Below are 22,339 nucleotides of genomic sequence, written 5' to 3' on the forward strand. Positions count from 1 at the left end.
GTGGCAGGCAGGGTAGTCAAGAGCTTTCCATCTGGGGTGTAGATCTTCCAGTGTCCTCGACCTCCGAGCTTGACGCCGAAGCCCTGACTCTCGAGGTCTTTGATGAGCTGCTTGACGTCCTTCTTGCCAGCCACCTTAACGCCCAATCCTAGACTATTGGCAAGTGTTTGTCCCTACTATAGAAAAATGGTGTACGCCTGGTCACCTTTACTGACCCTTTGGTCGATGATTCGATAAACCATAGACCTTCGTATAGGGTTGCGTTCATGGAGTGGCCGCGACGAGGGCAGGCGATACTCGGCAAGCCATGGGCGTCGAGAAGACCCCTGGAGCGACGCCATCAGCCCTCGACGCAGGTCTCGTCCGCGAACAGCGCGCTCCCGCCGCGGCCTCCTCATCAAGAGTTGCGCGAGTTACGGCCACGAACCCCCTACAAGGAGGGAGTCAGCGCCTTGAGCACGCGGCACGATGGAGAGTTGCACCATCGCGACACCTGGAGGAGCCCCATGCCGACGACCTATCTCGGTACCGATGAAGTCGCCAGTTGGTTCAACGTGCCCAAGGCCACGGTCTCCCAGTGGCGGAGGCGTTACTCGGGCACTGACAACCCCTGCCCCGAACCGGATGCGTTGATCGGGAGAACCGCAGGGTGGCTGCCCGAACGCTCAGCCGACTGGAAGGCGTGGGACGAACGTCGCGGCAGGGATGAGGCACGCCCGGAAGAAGAGAGGATCTCCACCACGGAGTACAAGGGGACCGATGACGTGGGCGCGTGGTTCGGCGTTCCAGGGGCCACGGTGGCCCGGTGGCGTTCCCGCTATGCCGGAACCGACAACCCTTGCCCCGAGCCCGACGCTCTGATCGGAAGGGTCGCCGGATGGCTGCCCCAGCGCGAAGCCGACTGGAGGGCCTGGGACAAGCGCCGAGCAGGCCAGGGTGCGGGTGGCGGGCGGAAGAAGTCGCCCGAGGGGGCAACCAGCTGCACAGTCGCACCGACCTCACGAAGCGGAAGCCGGACCAGGGACTGACCAACGCCACATGGCACGGCCGCTGTTGAGTGTCAGCACAACAAACCGAGAGCCCCTGGTCCGGCGTCACCATGGTAGCTCAGGAGAGGCGCCGGCCCCGATGAACCGCAGAGCCCCCGAGTATCCTGGCCGGTGCCCCGCCTAGACCTCATCGGCGGCCAGCCTGACGACTGCGCCTCCCAAAGTGGCGCCACATCAAGCAAGAGCGACGTGGCTCTGCGCCTGCGGGCCCATGCACCTGGCGAGCCCCGTCTCCCGGGGGGTCATGCGCAGCCCTCCCTTACTTCGAGGCCAGTAGGCATTAAACAGGCGGAGACCTAAAATCGTCAGCGTGATTGATTCCTTGGTAGTGGATCGCGTCGAGCTGGTGACCAGGCGGGAGCTAGGTGACGGCATGTCGGATGCGGTACGAATCGCCAATCTTGGCGATTTGACCGATGGCGACTTTGCGTTGCTTTACTGCACCGTGGACGGAAGGCGCCTTGCCGGCCTGTGTCTGGATATTGAGTACGCGAAGCTCATCAGGGACGTGCATGCCGCGGGTCTTCTAGAGACGCCACTTGAAATAGAGTCGGGAAAGTTCATCGCATGGCGCAAGGGTTGGGCCTCTGACTGGGCAGATGGTACCGACCCCGGACCATGGGTACCTACCGTCACGATCCTTGGCTAGCGACTAGCGTCTCCCTGGACGAAAGAAGATCTCCGACGAATCGAACACCGCGAGCAACGATCCAGAGGGCCCATCAAGGGCGACCGGTCAAGAGCGTGGCGAGCCGCCAGCGTAGACGGCGAGTTGGCGCCGCAGAGCGTTGAGCTGATCCGGCGCCAGCCCCATCGGGTTGCCGTTCTGATCAGTTGTGGCGAAGACGACCGTGCCCCAATACGGCCGCCAGCTGTAACCGTAGCGGTGAGCGAGATGAACGGCGGCGTGGTTGATGGGTGCGCGATCACGCCCGTCGAGGTCCACCCACATGTCCCACCGGGTGGTCAGTCGGACAACGTCCAGCTGTTGACAGCCGATCGCGTCAGCGAGGACCTTGCTGGTGACATCAGCATCCTCCAACCGGAGATCGAGTTCGGCGATTGCGCCTGTGGCACTCAAGATGAGCGCGGCCCTCTCCATACACTTCCCTCTCGGCTTGTTGTGCTGACATAGCTATTTATATGCAGCCCACCCAGAGACTGTCAACCATGAAGACAAAGACACATCCCTAGTAGTCCTTGTCCGACTAGTTGACACAGCATGGGTGGTTGTCTAGACTTAGCCATGTCAGCACAACAAGCCGATATCGGCACAGGCGCACTTCTGTGGGCTTCACTGCCGGACGGCACCGCCGGAAGGAAGACACAACACATGGCACCCAAAGACCTGAAGGAACACATCGGCGACAGGTCGCATGGAACCGAACACCCCAGCGCCGGTAACGGCAACTGGGAGGCGATCCGCGAGAACTCGCATCGGGTTCAGGTGCTTTCGTCCGGACACAGCTCGCCCGAAGGCGCCGCCGAATGGCTCGGAGGCCACTTCGACACGCAGGCCGAGAACACCGACTGGCCCCCTACCCGGGCGCAGTGGAAGCGTGCCGCTGCGCAGATCAGAAGGCGTCACCAGACCCGCGCATTCGGTTCCAACTACCGGATCCGCCGCACCCGGACCGACGGCGAGGCCGAGTGATGGCGCCCACCGAAAGCTGGATGGACGTCTTCCGTAACACCGAGAACCTCCTCGCCCGCGCCGAGGAGTTCAGGGACTTGACGCGAGCCCTCGGAGATCCCGAAAGTCCACAGGCGAGCATAATGCCGGAACTCGCCGCCGAACGCGCTGCTCATCTGGTCTACAAGGAGATCAAACGGCACTACGCCGCGATCCGCACGATCATGGCATCCATGCCGATCCCCCAGTGAGCTGCGGAGCCCACACCATCACTCCCCCTTGCTGATGGGCTCCGCTTGGCCGGGCCGAGAGATGGCGAGTGACGCTCCCTCGGCCCGGCCATTTCGCGCGAACTCGACCTCGACAGCAACGGCCGAGGCTACGGCCTGCCTCTCCCCTGATAGGCGTTCAGCTACGTGGGGAGTGCTCGACCAGTGCCCGCCGCTCAACACCCTCGTTCAAAGAAGGCGACTCTTTATGGCTACGAATGGCCGCGATAGTGGCACGGAACCGAACCGCGTCCCTCTCGATAACGGGCAAGACGAGTCCGCCATCAGGGCGTTCTACATCCTGCCTCCCGTGGGTCCACCACGGGCAGTCGTCGGCGCCGAACTCTACCTCCTGGCCCAGTCCGCCATCTTGTATGGGCTTGGGCTGGACCGACAGGCGCAAGCAACCTTGATCGCCTGGGTCATCTTCACCGTGCTCGTAATCACGATCGTCCTGTGGAACATCCGTCAGAACCGGGTAATGCGTGCCAGATATGACGCCCTGGGGATGATCGAGCGGCGAGACGAGGACGAGACCTGATGCCACGGCGATGGAGGCCCGAGAGCGACCAGGCTTACTGGGCGCGTCGCGCCCGGGAGGACATGGCCGCCTGCGCCAGCGGCCACCACAAGTTCGGAGGTCGGAGGACCAACAGGCACGAAAGCGGTTACTGGGATTGCCTGCGAGGCTGCGGCTATCGCCACCGTTCCGGTCCATCACCCCTTGAAGCAATCACCGCAGAAAGGGGCGCCGCATCACACCCGGAGAGACGGTGGCAACCGCAACGATGATGTCCGAGACCGAGGCTGCGTGGGTGCGCGAGCAGGTCTGGACCAGCGCCATGCGCAGGGCGCACGCTGAGGTGCCCGGATATCTGGGGGAGTGCCCGTGCGAATACCAGGCACGGTGCCCGCACGGCGAGCAGTGCACCCGCAGGGAACCCTTAGCCCGGCCAATCGGGGTCATCCTGCGGCCTGGTGGCGAGCAAGCCGCGTGCTTCCCTGAGCCATTCGCTCACCCCACGCCCACGGCTGTCGGCCCGCAGCGCACGGCCGAGGCGCAGATCTGGTACGCCGACCACACCTGCCGGTGGGTGTGCACGTGCGAGTGCCATTCCGAGCCTGACCCCGAGCAGGTCCTGGCGTTCGTCGTCCGGCTCGGCCTCGTCCCGCCGGAAACCACGATGGACGAGCTGCCACCGCCGGCCTTTCGCGCCTACCGCGTCGAGATTGTGCACCAGGCGCGTCTGCGTGACCTTCGCGCCCGCAGGGAGCGCCAGTTCGCTGCCGAGCAGCAGCGCGCCGCCGAGCGTGATCGGGCCTACCGGGCCGCGCGTGCTCGGAGCGATCGGATTAGGGACTGGGCCCGCGAGCGGGGATGGCCCATCCGTCATGGCCGGGTCCCGCGTGCCGCGATCGAGGCGTACCAGGTCGCCGTCGAGGGTCAGGCGGGCCAGGGCTCACTGTTCTGATTCCCCTGGCTCCAGTAACCCCACGGCCAGACCCGACACGACATTCCTTGTCCATGACATTGACAAACCATGGACTGCCTCATATAGTAATCAATGTCAGCACAACAACCAGAGAAAGGGGGTCCTGTGCCCAGCAAGCGCATGTCGGCGCGTGCAGCCAAGGACACCATTGACTTCCTGCGCCTGGGGTTCTCCGGCCATGTCGACACCCTGAACTTCCTGGTCAAGGTGCGGCAGTTCGACACCTTCAAGGAGGCTCTGACCATTCCGGAGATCCACAGGCCCGGCCTCGTGGAGGAGTTTCAGCAGCTGTGGGATGACATCGGCGCAGTCGAACTGGGCCGCGAGTCGTCCTTCGTGATGTACGTGCACATCCCCGGCACTCAGCAGCACCGCAACGGCGGCGACAACGCCAAGGCCATCAAGATCCCCAACGAGGAGCGCAGCGAACTGACCCAGCGCGTCCTCGACGCGGGCAAGCGCGCGGGGGCCGACGAGCGGACAGTACAGCAGAGCTGTGTCGGCCACCTCGGAGAGTCCTGGATGGTCGACCATCCAGGCTGCCATCCCACTCGGGTGCGGCTGTGGTGGGACTGACCATGTCTCACCGACTCACAACAAGGGAGGTCGTTCACTGATGCAGGCGTACACCCCCCTGATGATCTGCGTGCGGTGCCGGACACCGCTGAAGACCTTTGAGGAGTACGACAGCGTCGCCTCTCTCCGGCGCAGCGCCACCCCGCGCGGCGACCTCCTTGAGGTGCGCTACCTTCATCCACCCCGCCCAGAGCCGTGGGATCACGAGCCCGAGCCCGGCGTAGCGAACGTGGACAGCGAAATCGCGATGATTTGCGACTTCTGTTCATCTCCGGGCCCGCGGTTCTTGTGGCTCACCGGCGGCAAGGCGCGGCTCCTCCGGGCCATGGACGGGGGCGGGCAGGTGCACGACTTCGGGTCCAGTCCCTGGGCTGCTTGTAACACCTGCTCGGCGATCGTCCGTGCGGGCAATCTCCACATGTTGTTGGACCGGTGGAGGAAGTGCAGCTTCTCACTCCGGGGGGCCAACAGGCATCAACGCAGGGAGGAAGAGGCCCTGATCCGCAGGATGTTCTCCGCCTTCCTCAACACTCGACCGCAGGGCCCGTTCCCTATCCCGCCGTCCGGCATGGCAGGTTCGTGAGCCGCCAGGTGCGCTCGCCCGGAAGGTGGAGGAGGGGCTGAACAGGAAAGGCCGCCCCGTCTCCCGGCCAGCAGGCCAAGGGGACGGGGCGGCGTCATGTAGACATCAGTCTCTCGGCTCGGGCTTGGTGAGGCGCTGTGCCGTGACGGCGGGTACGTACACCGGTGCCTTTCCGGTGAGCCCGGCCGCCAGCAGCCAGCGGCCGACGGCGGGCCAGTGGGTCTCGGCCCACCGCGCCACCGCGTAGTAGGCGAAGGTGAGCACTACTGTGACGATCTCCGTCACGGCACCCGCAGGCAGTTCCAGGCCGACGCGTGCGGCCTGACCCAGCAGCGCGCCGACGATGAGCGGCACGAGGGTACGGATGAGGGACATAGGCATGCAGGGGGATCCTTTTCGTCTCTGCGGTGAAGTGACCGGCCTCAGCCACGGGCGGGCACGCGCGGCCTGTAGGCCGGGGGCTCAGGTGTTGATTGGGCTGCTGTCAGGGCGCGGTGGTGATCGTCCAGCTGGGGTTGTCGCACGCCAGTGCCCCGGCTGCGGCCTGCTGGAGGATCTTCTCTCCGCTGTTGGGTGCCAGTGGCGCGTGGACTTGCACGTCGGTGACGCCGGCTTCGCAGTAGATCGCTGGCGTCCCTGTGGGGGTGTAGGTGGTCTGCTTGACACCGCCCGACCACTGGCATCCGATGAAGGCGATTTCCTTGGCGGCCGCCTTGATGTATACGTGGCCTCTTTCGCCAGCACGCCCTGTGGCGGCTGGGTTCGTCGCCGTGTTGAAGAACCACAGGTTGCGGAAGACGTGGCCTTGGCCGGAGTGAATGTAGATCGCCGAGCCCTGACAGGCGGTGTTCGCGTCCCTACCGGTGCAGTCGAGCAGGGTCCCGTCGAAGCTGAGTCCGCCCAACCCGCCTTCGATGCGGAAGCCGGTCGCGTATTGGGGGGTGAGATACAGAGGCCCGACGCGAGTGCGGGACATGGACGTGAAGTACACGTAGGCGGGCGCCGTTGGCGGCAAGCTGCCCGATAGGTAGCTTCCGCCGTCCAGCCAATAGCTGTTGTCGGATCCGCCCAACTTGAACTGCACGTCCGTGCCGTTGTTCGCGTACATCCTCTGAATCGAGACCCGTAGATGACGGGTGTGCATGATGGAGGAGAACCCGACCCAACCCACGTCGTAGAAGACCGCGTCGCTCATGATGGGGCCGTTGGCGAAGTCTGTTTCCCTCACCATCCAATCCACCGACCCGGAGGCGCGGTACTGGATGTTCTGCATCGAGATGCTGCGGACACTGGTCGGCATTGCGAACAGCGGTGCTTTGGAGACCGTGACCACGCACTGGGGCCCGCGGGTGGCGAACTCCCGTTCGGGGGCACCGAGAGGACCCGTGAGCCTGAGCCCGTCGAAGAGGGTGTAAGGACCGCGGGACAGTTCGATGCCCCCGTTGGGGAGCGCGATGACTGGCCGATAAGTCTGCGCTGCCGCGTAGGACAGGGCGGCGGAGAACTTGTCGTCCCAGGTCGCTCCGGAGAAGGATTCCAAGGCCACGACACCGGGGACGCCGGTGCCGCCGCCGGGCGGCGGCAACCGGGCGATGGCGTCGTCGGTGTAGGCACGTGCGGCGGCCAGAGTTCCGTGGGGGTCATCCGCGCCCAGGTGGGCGTCCAGAGCGTCACCGAAGTTGGTCGCGGGCATCCAGAACCGCTCGCCGGCTCCGGCGTCGGCCCACATTCCGGTCACGTCCGGTGGGCCTTGGAAGCGGGGAATGGTGCCCTTGGGCGCGGTAAGCCCGTCTCCGGAGATGACGGAGGTGATCGGTTGGCCGCTGTCGTCCAGCAGATCCGTGTGCTGAACGCCACCGACCTGGTCAGTCCAGAACGTGACGATCACCCCGCCGGTAAGCAGTGGCGTATCCGAGCCGGGCGCAACGCTGAAGGTCCAGTCAGCCGGAGTGCCGCCGAACCAATACCGCACGCATACCTCCTTTCACCGGCTGGTGGGCAGAGGTCAGGTGACCGGAGCGGTCCAGGCCGCACGCCAGGTCGCGGGCCCGACGATGCCGTCGCGAACCAGTCGCTTTTCCGACTGGAAGGCGCGGCAGACTTCGGCCGAGCGCGGCCCGTAGATGCCGTCGACGTCGATAGACCAGCCGCGGGTGCGCATGCGCTGTTGCCAGGTCTTCACGTCGTTGCCGCGCATCATCGGCTTGCCGGGCGTGTACTTCAGGTACCGGCCGGGCCAGGCAGGCACGGAGGTACCGGGCTTACTCGGCGAAGGCTTGCCAGCCGAAGGCTTTCCGCTTCCGCTGCTGTAGGCGGGGTAGCCGTAGCCGGCGATCCCGGAGCGGCGCACGCGGCGGCGGACGGCGTTGGCGGTGTTGCCTTCGATGGTGACGATCGATCCGTCGCTACGGACGGCTTCGACGATGCCGACGTGGTCGATGGCCGGGATGTTGCGGGAACCGGCCCAGTCGAAGAACACGATGGCGCCCTTGCGTGGCTTGGAGCCCCATCGGTCGTGGTTGCGGAACCAGGTGGCGTGGCTGGGCGTGTAGGCGAAGTCACCGACGATGGCGAGGGCATCGATCTGGTCGGCGCACCAGCCGACGAACATGTCGCACCAGGCGGCACGGGCGTAGCCGCGGACCTTCTTGCGGGTTTCGTAGGCCGCGCCGTACTTGGTCCAGCCGTCGGAGCGCTCGGCGGTGCCGAGCTGGGATCGTGCTACCCGCAGCAGGTCGTCAGCGGTCGGCATCGGCGGCCTCCTCGCTCTCCGCGTCGGTGGCCTCCTCGCTCTCCGCGTCGGTGGCCTGGTCCTCGACGACCGAGCTGGGGTCCTGCGGAACGTCCTGGGGGCCGTCATCGGGGTGCACGTCGGCACGGGCGAACGGTGCGGGCGGGATCGGTTCGGCGGGATTGCCGGTCATGGATCTCCTTCGTTGAGGCAGGGGGTGTCGCCCCGTGCCCAGCACGGGGTGGCGGTGGGCGTGGACTACTTGAGGCCGAGGGCGGCGGTGATCACGGCGCCGAGGAGGGACACGACCAGGGAGAGGGCGGCGGCGATGGCGGCGCCCGTGAGGACCCGCCGGTCTGCGGCACGGCGCTCGTCGTCGGCTCGGCGCTGTTGGTGCAGCTCGCCGATCTGATTGGACAGGTCGTCCAGGCGCGCTCCGGTGGCGGCGCGGTGGGCTTCGTAGACCTCGATCGAGATGTAGCGGTCGAGTCGGCCCGCGATGTCGTCCAGGCGCCGGCCGAGCTCGGCCTCGATGCGGCTGAGGGTGCGGGCGACCTCTGCAAGGGTTGGTTCAGGCAGTGTCACGGCGCTTCTCTCAGTGGGTGATGAGACCGCTTGGCAGGGCCAGCGGCAGCGTCCTCGCACGGCGTCACTGTCAGTCGACAATCCAGGTCGCGCTGCCGGATACCGTGCGACCTGCTGGAAGATCGGATGTCAGCGGGTACAGGCGCACCGCGCCTCCGGCTTCGACTCGCACCGCGACTGGGGAGCGGGAGTGATAGCCGAACCCGAAGTGATCCCATCCGGGTCGGAATCCCACAGGCACAACCAGAGGCGCGGAGCCGTCCTCGTCGCTGGTGGACACCCCGCTGCGCGTCCAACGGCGCACCGAGAACCGCATGTGCACGACTCCGTTACGTCTGCGGATTCGGTTGATCGTGTTCGCCGTCCACGCGGCCCTGTCCGGCCCGTTGATCGGCAGGTCGATCCAGCCGGTGTCATCGGCCACCACTCGCCAGGTGGTTCCGTTCCAGTGGGTGACCCTGCCGGTGTCGGTTTCGATACCGAGTGTGGGGCGGTTGGGTGTGGGCCGTGCCTGCGAGTTGTAGACGGCGGGCGCGGTTCCGAGGAAGACCCGCTCGTCGAGCAAGCCGGTCAGGGCACCAGAGGATTGGCTGATCCAGCGTGCGATAGGCAGGTCGTACATGCCGCGGCTGCCGGTGGCCTGCTGAATCGCCGGGGGAAGCGGGTTTGCCGCGGGTGTCCCGGTGACCACCACGAACTTGACGAAGTCCTCGGGCTTGGTGGAGTCACGATCCAGCCTGAGCACCAACCGGTCCACGCGGTTTTGCGTTGCCGGGGCGGGGATCGTCACCGAGGTCACGGCCGTGACCGGCTTGTAGATTCCCCGGATCATGGCGCCACCAACTTGGACGGTGGCCGTGCGGGCTTGGGAGTTCAGCCCGGGGTCGAGGCCGGCCACGACACCAGTGGCCGTGACGGCAGTGAAGTAGGACTCCCATTCGGCCAGCGTGCTCATAGTCGTCTGGCCGGGCATGGGATAGGCGTTGTCGGGCACCAGCGACTCCGTGATGACGACGCGGAGTGGGCAAAGGAAGCGAGGGAGCGCAGTGGGGCCGGGGTTCAGGGGCCGGTGGCACGTAGTTGCTTTTCGACAGCTCGTAGCCGGGCGGTGAGTTGCGCGGTGAGTGTCTGGTCCTCGGCAGGATCGGTGCCGATGCTGGGTGTGACTGATTCGGCGTAGTGCTCACCGGTCGTGTCCGCAGTGAGTTGCACCTTGGTGACGATGTCGGTGAAGGTCACACCGTCACGCAGGTCCACGGCGACGATGTCGCCGAGTAGGTACCCGGTGACTCCGGGGCTGTCGGCGCCGAATCTCAACCGTGGAAGGTCGACGGCGTTGACGGCGAGTTGCACCTTCCCGGCGCCTTGCGCCAGGGCCTCGGTGGCGGCTTGAGCAGCATCGGTGTCGGTGTGCGTCTGGTCGAGGAACTGCTCGACCCGCCGCCAGGGGTCGCCGCTACCGGTCGCGGTCTTCTCTAAGAAGCTGGACGCGGCTTGGGTGAGCACCGTGGTGACAGTGGGATCCGCGACGGTCAAGTTCGCTTCGGCCAGGTTGCCCAGGCCAGCTGCGAACACCGCGCGGCTGGACAAGTCGCGGGGAAGGAAGGTGTCGAAGCGTAGCCGGGTCCCCTCCAGGGTGAGACGCACCCCGATCTGTGACTGGATGGCGACAGAGCGGACCATGTCCATCAGTGACGCCGCGATGGTCGGTGCGTCCCCGACCGGTGTGGTGGTGGCGGGCCGGACGGATGCGACCTTGTACGTGACCGTGCCCCCGCGTCCGAGGTCTGGAGCGATGTCCAGGAACGGGATTCTGCGTGCGGGGTCGGCGGCCTGGACGAGGTTCTGTGTGATGATCTGTTTGATGACGGTCTCGGCGGGGCCGCTGTAGGTGCGGGTGGCCGTGGGTTGCGACGCCCACGGCTTGGCCGGGTCGGGGTAGGCGATCCGGTTCGCCAACAGGGACAGCAGGTCCGAGCCGGACAGTGTGATGACCTCGGTGATCTGCCCGGTCTGTTGGTCGATGGTTCTCTGGTAGCCCCATTGCTCGGCCAGCAGCGTGAATTCCGCGACGCCGTTCCAATCCACCGTCAGCCCGACCGGGCTGAGGTTGCCGTCCGTGTCCAGGCGGATCAGCTGCCAGGACCGTGGCGTAGCAGGCAGCTCGGCGGTGAACGATCCGGCGGCGTTGAACGCAACGTTGATCTCTAGCTTCCGGAACGGGACCGGGGCGCGGCGCGTGAGCGTCCCGAGGTCCAGTTCCTCGATCATCACCGTCATCAGGCACGCAGCCAGCGGGGCAGGAACGACAGTTCGATCTTTGAGGAGGCTCCGGCTCCGTCCATGCGAACCGTCACCTCCGTGTCTCCGGCCGGGAGGGACCACAGGTCACGTGGAGTGGTCTTCACCAGATCGCTCCATCTGTCGCGGCCCTGGGAGTCGATGACTTGTTGTTGTCCTGGGCGAGTGTCGATGGTGACCCTTTCTCCTTCCACTAGAGGGGTTGCCAGGCTCAGCGTTCTCCCCGTGGTCTGGTTGGTGAGGACGGGGCGGCCGGGGCCGTCGATCACCCAGACCGGGTAGGCGTCTCCGCTGCCTGGATTGGTGATGGTCTGGGTCTCGAAGCCGCGCAGGGCTCGCAGCCTGACCGGGGGCAGCGGAGGGACACCGCTGTTGTCGACGTTGGTTTGGAACAGCAGGCGTGTGGGGGTCTGGTCGGTGAACATCGGGTCGGTGGTCGACACGAACGTCAGCGCGTACACCGTCGATGTGGTGTAGGCGTTCCGAGCGGCGTCGGTGTCGGTCTGTTCCGGGCCCGAGGTGCACAACACGCTCAGGGTTCGTGCGGTGCCGTCCGGGCGGGCCACGGTGATCTTTCCTGGTGCGGGTTGCCCGTACCGTTCGGTCCACAAGGCGCGATGCAGCTGGTCCAGCAGCTCCAGGAACCGGTCCTGTGGTTCGAGTGCGACGTCCAGGCCGATGACGAGTTGTCGTTGGGCTGGCATGTAGTCACTGGGCAGCGCTCCGCCGCCGGGCAGGGAGGTGGAGGTGACCGTGGCCGGTGGTGATCCGAGGCCGCTGACGTGGGTGATCACGCAGCCCGTCGTGGGATCGGACCAGTCCCACACGTTTCCGTCGGGATCGGTGTAAGTGATCTTCAGCGGCTGGGGGCCAGGGTCGGGGGCGGGGACAGACCCCGGTGGCTGGGGCTCCCACGCCCCCGACAGCAGCGGCACGACCTCACCTCACTTCCGGCGGCCAGGACGCTCCCGCTGCGCGGCCACAACCATCTCCGCCTGGAGCGCGGCGCGTACCCGCGTTTCGTAGGCGGCGGCGGTCAGCCCGTCGAAGTGCGCGTGATAGTGGACGCCTCCCCCGTCAACGGGTTCTCGTGTGGCGGCCGCCAGCAGCACGTCCCATTGGCTGCGGGTCAGTACCGGTTCGGGCTTGCCGGTCGCGTTAGCAACCAACGTCAGCCCCGGTTCCAGCCAGCCGCCGGCGTCGTACCAGCCGGTGCGCTGAGAGTGCGCCCAAGCTCGGGCGGGTGTGCCGTATCGACCGGCGATGTAGCCCAGGCCCCAGCGGATCTGGGTTGCGGGATTGGTTCGCCAGTCGGCTCCGGCGGAGGCCATCTTGGATGCCGGAAGTGCCTGGGGGATTCCATACGCGCCGCTTGACGGGTTCCTGGCGCGGTGGTTCCATCCGGATTCGCGCTTCCAGAGCTTGTCCAGTGAGCTCCAGTAGGCGTTCCATCCGGCGGCGGCGTTCATCCGCCGCCCGAGGGCCCGGTTCTTCGACGGTGTTCCGCCCCCAGTCCAGACGCCTCCACCGAGCGGCCCTCCGATACCGCCGAGTCCGTTGCCGGGTCCGGGGACGAGCGCGAAGTTCGGCCGCAGCACACCGTCGGCGTCGCTGCGCACCGACGCCTTCACCCGCGGGCCTTCATTGCCCCCGATGGTGGACAGGCGACCGCCGCCGAGATTGGCCACCACCAGGTTGATGTGCTGGTTACCGCCGTAGACCGCGAGGTCTCCGGGGCGGGCTTGGCGGACGGGCAGGACTCGTCCGGCGGCGGCCTTCCACTGCGCGACTGCTGGCCAGCGGCGCTGCGGGGTGCCGGTGGGCGAGTTCCAGTACGCGCGGTTTGCGTGCGCCTTGTCGACTACCCAGCTGATGAAGTCGGCGCACCACGCCTCGCCGTTGTAGAGGTTGTACCGGTTTCGGTTGTTGTCGCCTCCGCCCACGTCGCCGGTGCCGATCAGGGACTTGGCGACGGCGATGACCCGGCCAGCGGATCCGGCGCCGCCCCCGAACGCGGACGCGAACGTCGCGATGATCTTTTCGGCGGCGAGCCAAGCCTTGTCCAGGATGTTGGTCGGCAATGCGGCGGCAGCGTGCCCGAACGGTGAGGTCGCCACCGTGCGGGCCTGCGCGTACAGCGGGTCGGTGAGCCGTGCCCAGACCTTCTTTGGGTTGGTCAACAGGGCAAGGGCGTCCTTGCCGAGGTCGAACACCTTGCTGGCGGCTCGTTTCACCCCGTCGAGAACACCGTTGAATGCGCCGCCCAGGATGCCGCCCTTGGCCAGCATCTGAAGGTCGCTGCCCGCGCTAGCCCACAGGGCTTGCGCGCGGGCCCGGTAGGCCGGATCCGTAGGAATGACGTATTCCGGGTACCTCTTGCGGCCTTCACCGACGATGGCCATCGGCCCGCGGGTGACCATGGGCCGGGCCTGGGCGGGGTCGTCGAGCGTGCCGCCGGACGCGAGCGCCGGCAGCGTGCCCAGCCGGAGCGATTTGGGCAGGTGAAGCCAGCCCATGACCTTGTTCCAGGTCCCGACGACGCCCTTGTTGTAGACGGTCTGGATGACAAAGTTGATCGGGTCGCGGGTGTAGCCCTTGATCTTGTTCCAGGCCGTTCGGATCGCCTTGGCTCCCGCATCGAACGCGCGCCCCACCTGCCCGATCGCGTCCTTGACCGCCTGGAACGCCGGGCGAATCACCTTGCTCCAGGTCGTGGAGATGGTGCTGCCGACTGCGCGCCACAGCGGCCGGATGATGGTGTCGGCGATCCACCGGAACACCGGCGCGGTAACGGTCCGGAAGTGGAGGGTCAGCGCGTTCAGTACGGGCCGGATCACCGAGTTGAACACGCCGCGGAACACATCGCCCACACGGCGCCACTGGCCGGACATACCGTCCAGCAGCGGCCTGACCTTGCCGTAGGCCCACTGCGTGACCGCCGCCAGTCCGAGGAACACGGGCCGGACGACGTTGTTGAAGACCCACTGCAACACCGCTGCCAGCACGCGGACGGCAGTGGCCAGCACAACGCCGAGGATCACGCTCAGCTGGGTCATCAGGACCAGCGCGAACCGGATGATGGGCAGCAACGCGGTCAGCACCAGCGCCACGAACTGCGCCACGAGGGGGATGAGCGGGGTGAACGCCAGGACCAGCTGAACGATCACCGGCACCAGGGGCATCATCGTCGGCAGCAGCGACGCCACCGCGAGCACCACCTGCTGAAGAGACGGCAGGCTCTGCCGAAGAGCGTTCAGCAGGGCCCCGGCGATCTGCCCTGCGGCCTGGGCGATCAGCTGCACGATCGGCGTGAGGATCGGCAGCAGCCCGGAGACCAGCGCCGCGATGAACTGGCCGAGGACCGCCAGGATCGGCGCCAGTGCGCCCAGGATGCTCGCTATCGCTCCGGCCAGCACCCCCGCGACGGGCACGAGCGCCGAGATCGCCGGTTGCAACCCGCTGATCAACGCCGACACCACGGGCGCCAGCGCAGCCAGGAGCTGCCCCAGGATCGGGGCTAGCCCCGCCAGGATCGGAGCGAGCCCGTTGACCAGCTGCACCAGGACTGGAGCCAGCGCGACACCCAGGCGGGCGAGCGCGGGGCCCAACGCGCTGATCACCTGGCCGAGGGCTGGGCCCAGAGCACCAAAGACCTGCTGGAGGGATGGACCGATCTGCCGCACCAGCTGGGCCAGCGTGGCAGCCAGGGTATGGATCAGCCCCAGCGCCGGGGCAACTGCGGGGGCCAGCGCCGCGAAGACGTTGGCGACCAGAGACCCGACAGCGCTGAAGGCGTCCACCATCAGCGGGGCCAAGCCCGTCATCTGGGCAACGAACGCCTGGAACCCCGGCGCGTTCACCAGGCTCGTCGCGAACGCAGCCCACTTGGCGGCCAGCTGGTTGAGCACGCCCAGCAGGACCATGCCGAGCGGCGCGAACGCCTGGACCAGCCCAGCGACACCGGTCGCGACCCGGCCCAGAAACGTTCCCAAGGCGGTGATCGCAGGCCCAGCCATCTGGCCGATGAACGCCGCGAACTGCCTCCAGAAAGGGGACTGAGACGCCGCGGCGGCCTGGTCCACGAGACCGGCGATCGCCTGCCCGGCGCTACGGACCAGTGGTGTAGCCAGCGGTAGCGAGGACCGAAGCAGGTCGATCCCCTTGACCACCGCCGGGAGCACCGCTGGCTGTAGCGACTTACCCCACGAGGTGAACGCCGACGTGAAGCCCTGCCACGCGGTGAGGACCTGCCGCTCGAGCGGTGTCAAACTGGCAAGCGCGGCAGCGGCCCTGTCGGTTGACGCGGCTACCTGGAGCTGGGCTTGGGCCAGTGACCGGCGGGCGGCGGCGACCTGTTCGGCCGAGTCGCGGTCGACCCGGGCGACGTCGGCGCGGGCCTGCGCCAGCGAACGCTCGGCCTCGGTGAAGCGGCGATTGGAATCCGCAAGCCGTTCCCGCGCGGCGCGAACGGCGTCGCTGCCTTCGACCCCGGCATTACGGGCGGCCTTCTCATCGGCGATCGCGCGCTGGGCCGCAAGCCGCCGTTCCTTGAGCTCCTGCCGCGCCTGGTCCCGGCGCAGCTCAGCCCGAGCGATGTCGGCCTTGGTCGCGGACGGATCCGCGAGGACCTTGTTGTAGGCGGCCTCAGCGTCGGCCAAGTCCAGGACAGCGGCGCGCTCGGCCAGCCGGGCGGACGCGGCGTTGTTCGCCAGGTCCTGGAGCTGACGGGCGGCGTCCTGCCGGGCCGCAAGAAGGGCGCGCTGCGCCTCGGTCGAAGACCGCTGCGCAGCGGCGAGGGACTGCTCAGCCTGCCGAACCTGTTCGAGCGCCTGTGCATGCGCGGCCGCCGCAGCCCGCATCGTGGATGCGAGCTGCTGTTGCGCCGATGCCAGCGCGAAGGCCCGCGCCTGCGCCTGAACCGCGGCCTGTCCCGCGTTCTCGGCCGCCTGCTTCTGAGCGGCCAGCGCCTCGCGGACACGGGTGATCGCAGGGACCGCGACCGCGGCCAGGACACCGAACCCGGCAGCGGCCGCCGTGAGCGGACCGGCGAGTCCAGCGATTCCGGCGCCGATGCCGACCAGCGCGGGGGCGCTCGCCGCTCCCAGCGTGACCAGCGCGGTCTTGACGCTGGCGATCGAGGACAGCGCGGATCGCGTGTCAGCGGTGATCCGCACCGTCGCGCGCCGTCCCGCGACCTGCGAGACCTCGCGGCTGAGCTGCTGGACTTGGGTGGCGGCCCGCGCCGTATCGGCGTGCACCCGGATGGTGATCGGGCTCGGGACGCGAGCGATCTCCGCCGAGATTTGGGAGTGGAATCCCGTGAAATCTGGGCGGATGAGGATGTGCGCAGTCCCGGCGAGCTGCGACACCCCCACCACCCCGCTTTCTGGGCTGTGGTCGGGGCGCCGCGCTCAACATCCGGTTCAGCGGCGCAGGACTCGCGCGACCAGCGCTTTGTGCTGCTCGTAACGGGCGCGGAACGCGGCTTGCCGCGCCGCCCGCTGCGCTGCGGTGTCAGGTCGCGGATACGGCGGAATGTCGGGAGGCTTGCGCTTGGAATGCTGCGCGATCTGGATACGGATCAGCGTGCCGATCCGGTCCACCAGGTCGGCTAGCACCCGAACCTCAGGGGTCCATTCGGTCAGCCGCGGACCCCGCGTGTCCTTGCCCTCAGGGGGCGGCGGCACGTCGGGGTCGTCCGCGACAGCCGCGATGAAGTGGGAAGTGGATGGGAGGTGGTCGATGAGGTTAAGGACCTTGCGGACGCTGAGGGTGCCGCGCCACAGATCGAGCAGGTCCACGCCGTAGTGCGCGTGCAGATCGGCTTCGATCGCCTCGCCGTAGCGTTCGAGCAGGTAGGCGAGGCGTTCTACCCCCCCAGGCCGAAGTGCACCTGCATGTCACGCAGCACGGCGACCAGCACGGAGGCGTCATCGTCGGCCAGCGCGTCGACGAGCGCCTGATAGGAGTCGCCGGCCAGCAGCCGCAGCACTTCGCGGGTGGACTTGGAAGGGTCGAGCTGGAGCACCGACCCACCGGACGGCGGGTTGACGGTGATGCACGTGCCGTCATCCAGTTCCAGCGTGAAGGGCTCGCGCTTGGCTTCGCGGCGGTACTGAGCGAGGCGGTAGGTCTTGCTCACGTGCAACGGTCTTTCTAAACGAGCGGTCAGGATGTGGTCTTGCGGCGACGCCGCGCGGTGGTCGATTCCATGGAATCGGCGTTCTCGGACGTGGTATCGGAGAGGGCTGGCGCAACAGGTGTGGAAGAGGCGGGCGCACGGTCGGCGGGCAGGGCGTCGATGGCCGGGGCGGTGTGGCGTGTCCACCCGGCATGTTCGAGCCTCACGCGATCCCCAGGCGTGAGGGCGATGCGTTCCAGGTTGCCCTTGCGGTAGATCACGCGTTCCATCAGAAACCCATGTCAGCGGTCAGGGCCGCCCAACCAGGGCCACCGAACAGGTCGTCTTGGGAATAGCCGAGGGCCGCGTCGTTGAAGGCGGTGAAGGTCATCCCGTAGGTGATGGGGTCGTCGTCGCTGGACTGGAACGCCTGCTCCTCGAAGTCGGTGACTCGCATGCGCGGGAAGAACCTCGCGACGTAGATCTCGCCTGCCTCCGTCTCGTCGACGGCCAGGGCCAGCACGCGGTAGTGCAGCGTGCTGGGCCGCGCCGGCTTCCGGATCGACACCTCGCCGCTGGCGGAGTCTGGGGAGACGTTGCGCATGTCCTTGCCCAGGTACAGGCCGATAGTCAGACGCTTGGTCTCCAGCGCGGTGACCTGCAAGGTGGTCACGTCAGAATTGATGTCCGACCGGACAGGCTCCGAGGAGCCCCATGCGTTGACGTTCGAGGTGTCGACGTCGCGGCCGAACTGGCTGCCGCCGTCTCCGGCCCAGCCCAGGTCCTCATACTCCTCGGGGAGTTGCGCCAAGAGCTTGTCCGTGGGGTCGGTCAGCTTCGTGATCGGCGGCGCGGTGATGGGGGCGATGAACACGCTGCCGTTCAGGGCCTTGCGGATGAGCTGGTTTTTCTTCTCGGCGAGCGCTTCGTAGGTGAGGCCCACGAAGGCTCCTCCCTTCGTGGTCAGGCGAGGGACTTGCGGGATGAGCGGCGCGTGGTGGCCCGGTAGGTCGCCGTGACTACCCGCGTTCCGGGGTCGGGGTGGGTGAGGCTGTGCGGGGCGACCTCGGTGACGATTCGGTCGATCACTCCGCCATGCGCGGTGTGCGGCCCATCGAGGAGAAACTGTCGGACCTGCTCGGCCAAGGTGTGTGCCTCGGTGCGACTGGACGCGTGGACGTCCACGTCCACGCGCGAGGTGTCGGTGATCCCGTCGTCGGCCCCGCCGATGCGTCGGACGCGGATGATCGGCATGCGGTCTTGGAGATCAGGTGGTGTGACGGAGACCGTGGTCGCGAGGGGGCTAAGGAGGTGGACAAGCAGCGATTCGACATCGGGGAAGGCGTCCATCGGCCTCCGTCCCGGTCCAAGCTCCCGGTGTATGCCGTTCGGCATGGGCGTCCGCGACGTAGGGACCCCGCCATGCTCGTTACGTGCCGCGTTCGAGGTAATCGACGGTCTTGCCGAGGACGCGGTCGCCGTTGTGCCACTCCACGTACTCGGCGTAGGGGGCGGTGTTCTCCAAGACGCCTTCCATGCCGCCGGGGCCGGGGCGAGCTGTGGCTTGGAAGGAAGCGGCGTAGCGGCCGGACTGGCGAGGTGCGATGCCGGCGGCGAAACGAGCGCCCTGGGCGGCGATCTCGGTGAGCGCGTTGGCCATGTCGGAGGTGGAGGCGAGGTTGCGGAGGGCCTGAGGGTCTGGGGTGTAGCGGGCCATGCGGGCGGGTGATGTCTATCCAGTGGTGCGGGTGATGAGGAATTCGAGGTGGTGTGGTGTTCCGGCGGGGTCGCTCCAGCTGCCTGGGGAGCCCTCGACGTGCCAGGTTTGCTGGTTCCACTCCACGCGGCTGGTCGCGGTCACCGGTGCCCAGCTGGGAGCGAAGACCCTCATGCGGGTGGTGACGGTGTCGCGTCCGTCGAGGACTTCGTTGGATCCGGCGGGCTGCACGTTGCATCCCGGCACGATGGTTCGATCGTCCTGCCCGGTGGGGTCACCGTGCGGGTCGCTGGGGCCGGGGTTCACGATGATGAGCGTTTCGCGGCCCAGGATGTACGCGAGCACGCCCATCACCGCCGCCCCTGCGTTTCCCAGGCGAGCCACCATGCAGGCCGGGCGGGAACGTGCGGGTGGATGGGGATGAGGCCGCCCGCGCGCAGCACGAGTAGAGCTTGCGGTGCCCAGCGCGGCGCGGCCTCGGCGCGGGAGACGGAGACCCCGCCAATGGAGCGCGTCCCTGCCTGGGTCGTCGCGCCGGTGTCGTCTCCGAGCGCGGCCAGGTAGGCGGCTTGCGCGCAGGTCGCTTCTCGCAGCCGATTCGCAACTTCCGGATCGGTGGGAGCGCCATCGTCAGTGGTCTCGTAGATAGCGCCGATTAGCATGTCGTCGACGATCTGCGAGGCGACCCGTAGCAGCCGGGCGGCACCATGCGGCGCAGGCGCGTCGAGCCATGCGGCGAGATCATCTGGTGTCGCGTACACCGCCACGTCGACCTCACTCCTCGTCGTCGAGCGCGCCTTGCCGTGCCGTCCCCTTGTCGGGCTGGTCAACGGCGGGCGGGGAGGTGGGACGGGCCTGTCCGTAGGTATCGATGAGGTCGTGCTTGGTGACGGCAGCGGCCTCTTCGGGGTCGGCGCCGCAGGCCACCGCCCATTCCACCCAGGCGCGCTTGCCCGCCTTCGCCGAAGGCGGCGCCGTCATCGGCGGCACAGTGGAGGGCCCGGTGTAGGGGGTGCCATCGGGGTTGACGCGGACGAGCTGTCCGGCGGCGTGTGCGGCGGCCAGATCTGGGGCGAGCGGCAGCGCCATGCGCCAGATCGCGCCGCCCGTGCCGCGGAACCAGCCCTCCCCCGGCTCGTTGATTTCGTTCGTCGTCACGGTGTCGCTCACGTGGCTGCCGGGACGCGCAGCGCGGTGATGGTGCCGGTGTGCGCCGTGTCGGGGATCTCGACGATGAGGCTGCCGTCGTTCTGTAGGAACCGGCCGGACTCCAGCGGCCCCACGAAGACCTCGCCGCTCGCAGGGACCGAGACGGTCAGGTCGGACTGTCCGGCGGCGATGGCGGGCGGGTAGGCGCCTGCCTTCACCGTGACCGGATGTGCGGCGGTGTGGGTGTTGGTGACCCGCAGGATGGTGTGCTCGGGGAGGGCGCGGGTGATGACGTGCCCGTTGCCGGCGCCGGGATTGACCGGGCTTCCGGCCGGGGCCGTGATGCCCTGATTGGCCAGGAGCGGAGTGTAGGTCAGGGTGTTACGCGGCATGGCGGTGTTCCGTGTCGGTCGTCGCCGGTCAGGGTCGGGTCGCGGTGAGCACCGCGAGTGCGTCGGGGCGGATTACCTTGGCGCCGAAGACGTAGAGGCCACGGACGCGGTCGGCGAACCGCAGTTCGCTGCGGGTGGCCTCAGTGCGGTTGATCTGCTCGGCGAAGGTGATCGCGGCCCTGGTACCGGCCATCACGACGTAGTCCTTACCTGCGGGGTTGGGCGCGTTGTTGCTCTTGTAGATGTCGAACCCGGCCGCGCGGCCGATGAAACCGTTGCGCAGGGCGGCGCCGCCGTCGGCGGCCTTCTCGGCGTTGATGAAGTTGGGGTTCTTCAGCAGCTGGCCGTGGTACCACTCGGGGATCACGACCCAGCGTCCCGCGTTGGGGACGTTGGCCTCGCCGAGCTTGACGCCCAAGTCGACCAGGGCCTCATAGGCAGCGTCGCCGGTGGTGATGTCGCGGGCGGGGATGACGTTGGCGGCCTGCGCCTGGGTGTAGAGGCTGGCGATGTAGGTGTCGGCGACGTCGGCCAGTCCGTAGGCGGCCTCGTTCATCGCTTCGGGGATGACGTTCCCGCGGGCCTGCGCGGCGTCCACGTCGTCGATCGAGAAGGCCCAGTAGCGCTCCTGGTCGACCACGAGGGTGCGCTGGGCGTCCGTCAGTTCCTCGTAGTTGATGTCCGCGTTCCGGCCGTAGGTGCGGATGGTGGGCCGGGAGATCGAGGTGATGCGGACGGTGTCACCCGCCTGACGGATCTCGCCTTCGTAGTCGGTGTTGCACAGCGAGGCGTAGACGTGGGCCTTCTTGAGACTGGTGGCTAGCAGCGCCGACCAGATCTGTGGCCGGAAGCGAGTGATCGCCACAGGCGACAGTTCCTTTCACGCAGAACAACAGGGGATGCGCGAGGGGACGACCGCCGAGTGACGAGACAGCAGGCGGTGGTTAGAGGAGGTGGTTGAGACGACCCGCCTGGAACGCCTCGGCGATCTGGTCAGGGGTCATCTGGGCTAGGGCGGCTTCGGAGATGGCCGCTGCGGGCGCGGGTGCGCCAGGGAATTCGCCGCCTGCCGCCCGCGGCGCCGGCGCGGGTGCCGGGGGCGGAGTCGGAGGCGTCGCACGCAGCCTCGGGTTGGTCTCCAGGGCTGCGGCGATGTGCTCGGTGAGCCGGGCGGAGAACGCCTCGTCCTCCGGGTCGAGGTCCGCGACGGCCTCGGCGAAGGATCGCGAATCCAAGATCGCGTCCGGATCCGCGCCCAGGCGTCCGGCAGCCTGATACACCGCCAGTTCGACCCTGTGGCGGCGGGCATCGTTTTGCGCCTGGACGAGCTGTTCGGTCAGCTGCGCAGGATCCGGGGCGTCGTCCTCGTCGGTGATGAGCCCGAGGGCCTTGCCGATCTGCGTGGTCAGCTCGGCGCGAGCCTGCTCGGCCGCTGCCTGCTTCGCGGTGGTGCGGGCCTTGGCGGCCTCGCTGCGGGCATCGCTGACGAGCTTGCGTGCCCACTCCGGTAGCGATGCGATGTCTCCCGGTTCGGGCTGCTTGGCGGCCTTTCCGGTGGGCGCGGGCGGGGTGGGGACGGGTTCGGCCGGTGCCGGAGGCGCGGGAGTCGGCGCCGGGGTCGGCGGAGCCGCTGGGGTGGGCGCCTGGGAAGGAACGGGTTCAGGGGCGGGAGCCTGCGGCGCGGCGGGGGCCGGGTCTACCGGCTGGGCCGGGCTCGGCGTGGGCTCGTTGTCCATCGAG

At 67.6% G+C, this 22,339-nt stretch carries 28 protein-coding genes and 1 pseudogene; 7 read left to right on the forward strand and 22 right to left on the reverse strand.

Features of this window, described 5'->3' with window-relative positions:
- The first annotated feature begins 1,359 nt into the window (after positions 1-1,359).
- A complete protein-coding gene (locus ABZ801_RS00940) occupies positions 1,360-1,698 on the forward strand; it encodes a hypothetical protein (protein ID WP_360690969.1) in 339 nt (112 codons plus the stop codon).
- 87 nt (positions 1,699-1,785) lie between these two features.
- Here the strand turns inward: ABZ801_RS00940 and ABZ801_RS00945 are convergent, their stop codons facing one another.
- On the reverse strand, positions 1,786-2,151 hold the full coding sequence (locus ABZ801_RS00945; RefSeq protein ID WP_360690971.1) for a hypothetical protein: 366 nt from the start codon (positions 2,149-2,151) through the stop codon (positions 1,786-1,788).
- A 144-nt stretch (positions 2,152-2,295) separates the two neighbouring features.
- Here ABZ801_RS00945 and ABZ801_RS00950 point away from each other — a divergent pair, with 144 nt between their 5' ends.
- From ABZ801_RS00950 to ABZ801_RS00975, 6 genes are all read left to right on the forward strand, one after another.
- A complete protein-coding gene (locus ABZ801_RS00950; protein ID WP_360690974.1) occupies positions 2,296-2,703 on the forward strand; it encodes a hypothetical protein in 408 nt (135 codons plus the stop codon).
- A 20-nt stretch (positions 2,704-2,723) separates the two neighbouring features.
- Positions 2,724-2,933: a hypothetical protein gene (locus ABZ801_RS00955; RefSeq protein WP_360690977.1), complete on the forward strand. Its 210-nt coding sequence runs from the start codon at positions 2,724-2,726 to the stop codon at positions 2,931-2,933.
- A gap of 328 nt (positions 2,934-3,261) precedes the next feature.
- Positions 3,262-3,492: a hypothetical protein gene (locus ABZ801_RS00960; RefSeq protein ID WP_360690980.1), complete on the forward strand. Its 231-nt coding sequence runs from the start codon at positions 3,262-3,264 to the stop codon at positions 3,490-3,492.
- 247 nt (positions 3,493-3,739) lie between these two features.
- On the forward strand, positions 3,740-4,423 hold the full coding sequence (locus ABZ801_RS00965; RefSeq protein WP_360690983.1) for a hypothetical protein: 684 nt from the start codon (positions 3,740-3,742) through the stop codon (positions 4,421-4,423).
- Between the two features lie 126 nt (positions 4,424-4,549).
- Entirely contained in the window at positions 4,550-5,020 is a 471-nt protein-coding gene (locus ABZ801_RS00970; protein WP_360690986.1) for a hypothetical protein, read from the forward strand.
- Between the two features lie 40 nt (positions 5,021-5,060).
- The gene (locus ABZ801_RS00975; protein ID WP_360690989.1) at positions 5,061-5,603 is read left to right on the forward strand and encodes a hypothetical protein; all 543 of its coding nucleotides are present in this window, start codon (positions 5,061-5,063) and stop codon (positions 5,601-5,603) included.
- A gap of 105 nt (positions 5,604-5,708) precedes the next feature.
- Here ABZ801_RS00975 and ABZ801_RS00980 read toward each other — a convergent pair whose 3' ends face one another.
- The 21 genes and pseudogenes from ABZ801_RS00980 to ABZ801_RS01080 form a co-directional block, all read right to left on the reverse strand.
- Positions 5,709-5,984, reverse strand: coding sequence for a hypothetical protein (locus ABZ801_RS00980; RefSeq protein ID WP_360690992.1), 276 nt, complete (start codon positions 5,982-5,984; stop codon positions 5,709-5,711).
- Positions 5,985-6,087: 103 nt separating this feature from the next.
- Positions 6,088-7,575, reverse strand: a complete 1,488-nt coding sequence (locus ABZ801_RS00985; protein ID WP_360690995.1) for a hypothetical protein — start codon at positions 7,573-7,575, stop codon at positions 6,088-6,090.
- A gap of 33 nt (positions 7,576-7,608) precedes the next feature.
- The gene (locus tag ABZ801_RS00990; RefSeq protein WP_360690998.1) at positions 7,609-8,355 is read right to left on the reverse strand and encodes a CHAP domain-containing protein; all 747 of its coding nucleotides are present in this window, start codon (positions 8,353-8,355) and stop codon (positions 7,609-7,611) included.
- Positions 8,342-8,527, reverse strand: coding sequence for a hypothetical protein (locus ABZ801_RS00995; RefSeq protein ID WP_360691001.1), 186 nt, complete (start codon positions 8,525-8,527; stop codon positions 8,342-8,344). Before ABZ801_RS00995 ends, ABZ801_RS00990 begins: the two co-directional genes overlap by 14 nt.
- Positions 8,528-8,592: 65 nt before the next feature.
- Positions 8,593-8,919, reverse strand: coding sequence for a hypothetical protein (locus ABZ801_RS01000; protein ID WP_360691004.1), 327 nt, complete (start codon positions 8,917-8,919; stop codon positions 8,593-8,595).
- 70 nt (positions 8,920-8,989) lie between these two features.
- Positions 8,990-9,913, reverse strand: coding sequence for a hypothetical protein (locus ABZ801_RS01005; protein ID WP_360691007.1), 924 nt, complete (start codon positions 9,911-9,913; stop codon positions 8,990-8,992).
- A gap of 65 nt (positions 9,914-9,978) precedes the next feature.
- Positions 9,979-11,190 carry a hypothetical protein gene (locus ABZ801_RS01010; RefSeq protein ID WP_360691010.1) on the reverse strand — a complete coding sequence of 404 codons (1,212 nt, stop codon included), beginning with the start codon at positions 11,188-11,190 and terminating at the stop codon, positions 9,979-9,981.
- A gap of 8 nt (positions 11,191-11,198) precedes the next feature.
- A complete protein-coding gene (locus ABZ801_RS01015) occupies positions 11,199-12,155 on the reverse strand; it encodes a hypothetical protein (protein ID WP_360691013.1) in 957 nt (318 codons plus the stop codon).
- A 267-nt stretch (positions 12,156-12,422) separates the two neighbouring features.
- Positions 12,423-12,650 (reverse strand): annotated as a pseudogene (locus tag ABZ801_RS01020) (transglycosylase SLT domain-containing protein); the annotation flags it as partial.
- Between the two features lie 3,993 nt (positions 12,651-16,643).
- Positions 16,644-17,021, reverse strand: a complete 378-nt coding sequence (locus ABZ801_RS01025; protein WP_360691016.1) for a hypothetical protein — start codon at positions 17,019-17,021, stop codon at positions 16,644-16,646.
- A 68-nt stretch (positions 17,022-17,089) separates the two neighbouring features.
- Positions 17,090-17,362: a hypothetical protein gene (locus tag ABZ801_RS01030; RefSeq protein ID WP_360691019.1), complete on the reverse strand. Its 273-nt coding sequence runs from the start codon at positions 17,360-17,362 to the stop codon at positions 17,090-17,092.
- A gap of 26 nt (positions 17,363-17,388) precedes the next feature.
- Positions 17,389-17,631 (reverse strand): hypothetical protein, encoded by a 243-nt coding sequence (locus ABZ801_RS01035; protein WP_360691022.1) that lies wholly within the window; start codon positions 17,629-17,631, stop codon positions 17,389-17,391.
- Positions 17,631-18,284: a hypothetical protein gene (locus ABZ801_RS01040; protein ID WP_360691025.1), complete on the reverse strand. Its 654-nt coding sequence runs from the start codon at positions 18,282-18,284 to the stop codon at positions 17,631-17,633. The genes ABZ801_RS01035 and ABZ801_RS01040 overlap by 1 nt, the downstream gene beginning before the upstream one ends.
- A 20-nt stretch (positions 18,285-18,304) precedes the next feature.
- Positions 18,305-18,691 (reverse strand): hypothetical protein, encoded by a 387-nt coding sequence (locus ABZ801_RS01045; RefSeq protein ID WP_360691028.1) that lies wholly within the window; start codon positions 18,689-18,691, stop codon positions 18,305-18,307.
- A gap of 79 nt (positions 18,692-18,770) precedes the next feature.
- On the reverse strand, positions 18,771-19,058 hold the full coding sequence (locus ABZ801_RS01050; RefSeq protein WP_360691031.1) for a hypothetical protein: 288 nt from the start codon (positions 19,056-19,058) through the stop codon (positions 18,771-18,773).
- 15 nt (positions 19,059-19,073) lie between these two features.
- On the reverse strand, positions 19,074-19,409 hold the full coding sequence (locus ABZ801_RS01055) for a hypothetical protein (RefSeq protein WP_360691033.1): 336 nt from the start codon (positions 19,407-19,409) through the stop codon (positions 19,074-19,076).
- A complete protein-coding gene (locus tag ABZ801_RS01060) occupies positions 19,409-19,825 on the reverse strand; it encodes a hypothetical protein (protein WP_360691036.1) in 417 nt (138 codons plus the stop codon). Before ABZ801_RS01060 ends, ABZ801_RS01055 begins: the two co-directional genes overlap by 1 nt.
- A gap of 7 nt (positions 19,826-19,832) precedes the next feature.
- Positions 19,833-20,228 (reverse strand): hypothetical protein, encoded by a 396-nt coding sequence (locus tag ABZ801_RS01065; protein WP_360691040.1) that lies wholly within the window; start codon positions 20,226-20,228, stop codon positions 19,833-19,835.
- Positions 20,225-20,599 carry a hypothetical protein gene (locus ABZ801_RS01070; RefSeq protein ID WP_360691043.1) on the reverse strand — a complete coding sequence of 125 codons (375 nt, stop codon included), beginning with the start codon at positions 20,597-20,599 and terminating at the stop codon, positions 20,225-20,227. The genes ABZ801_RS01065 and ABZ801_RS01070 overlap by 4 nt, the downstream gene beginning before the upstream one ends.
- A 28-nt stretch (positions 20,600-20,627) precedes the next feature.
- Complete coding sequence (locus ABZ801_RS01075) at positions 20,628-21,464, reverse strand: P22 phage major capsid protein family protein (protein WP_360691046.1); 837 nt, start codon at positions 21,462-21,464, stop codon at positions 20,628-20,630.
- Between the two features lie 79 nt (positions 21,465-21,543).
- On the reverse strand, positions 21,544-22,335 hold the full coding sequence (locus ABZ801_RS01080) for a hypothetical protein (RefSeq protein ID WP_360691049.1): 792 nt from the start codon (positions 22,333-22,335) through the stop codon (positions 21,544-21,546).
- Positions 22,336-22,339 lie beyond the last annotated feature (4 nt).

This window comes from Actinomadura sp. NPDC047616, assembly GCF_040642915.1.
Lineage (GTDB): Bacteria > Actinomycetota > Actinomycetes > Streptosporangiales > Streptosporangiaceae > Spirillospora > Spirillospora miaoliensis.

Coding starts and splice junctions, on each gene's coding strand:
- ABZ801_RS00945 (WP_360690971.1), bottom strand. CDS start 2,151: ATGGAGAGGGCCGCGCTCATCTTGAGTGCCACAGGCGCAATCGCCGAA.
- ABZ801_RS00950 (WP_360690974.1), top strand. CDS start 2,296: ATGTCAGCACAACAAGCCGATATCGGCACAGGCGCACTTCTGTGGGCT.
- ABZ801_RS00955 (WP_360690977.1), top strand. CDS start 2,724: ATGGACGTCTTCCGTAACACCGAGAACCTCCTCGCCCGCGCCGAGGAG.
- ABZ801_RS00965 (WP_360690983.1), top strand. CDS start 3,740: ATGATGTCCGAGACCGAGGCTGCGTGGGTGCGCGAGCAGGTCTGGACC.
- ABZ801_RS00975 (WP_360690989.1), top strand. CDS start 5,061: ATGCAGGCGTACACCCCCCTGATGATCTGCGTGCGGTGCCGGACACCG.
- ABZ801_RS00980 (WP_360690992.1), bottom strand. CDS start 5,984: ATGCCTATGTCCCTCATCCGTACCCTCGTGCCGCTCATCGTCGGCGCG.
- ABZ801_RS00990 (WP_360690998.1), bottom strand. CDS start 8,355: ATGCCGACCGCTGACGACCTGCTGCGGGTAGCACGATCCCAGCTCGGC.
- ABZ801_RS00995 (WP_360691001.1), bottom strand. CDS start 8,527: ATGACCGGCAATCCCGCCGAACCGATCCCGCCCGCACCGTTCGCCCGT.
- ABZ801_RS01010 (WP_360691010.1), bottom strand. CDS start 11,190: ATGATCGAGGAACTGGACCTCGGGACGCTCACGCGCCGCGCCCCGGTC.
- ABZ801_RS01035 (WP_360691022.1), bottom strand. CDS start 17,631: ATGGAACGCGTGATCTACCGCAAGGGCAACCTGGAACGCATCGCCCTC.
- ABZ801_RS01045 (WP_360691028.1), bottom strand. CDS start 18,691: ATGGACGCCTTCCCCGATGTCGAATCGCTGCTTGTCCACCTCCTTAGC.
- ABZ801_RS01050 (WP_360691031.1), bottom strand. CDS start 19,058: ATGGCCCGCTACACCCCAGACCCTCAGGCCCTCCGCAACCTCGCCTCC.
- ABZ801_RS01055 (WP_360691033.1), bottom strand. CDS start 19,409: ATGGGCGTGCTCGCGTACATCCTGGGCCGCGAAACGCTCATCATCGTG.
- ABZ801_RS01070 (WP_360691043.1), bottom strand. CDS start 20,599: ATGCCGCGTAACACCCTGACCTACACTCCGCTCCTGGCCAATCAGGGC.
- ABZ801_RS01080 (WP_360691049.1), bottom strand. CDS start 22,335: ATGGACAACGAGCCCACGCCGAGCCCGGCCCAGCCGGTAGACCCGGCC.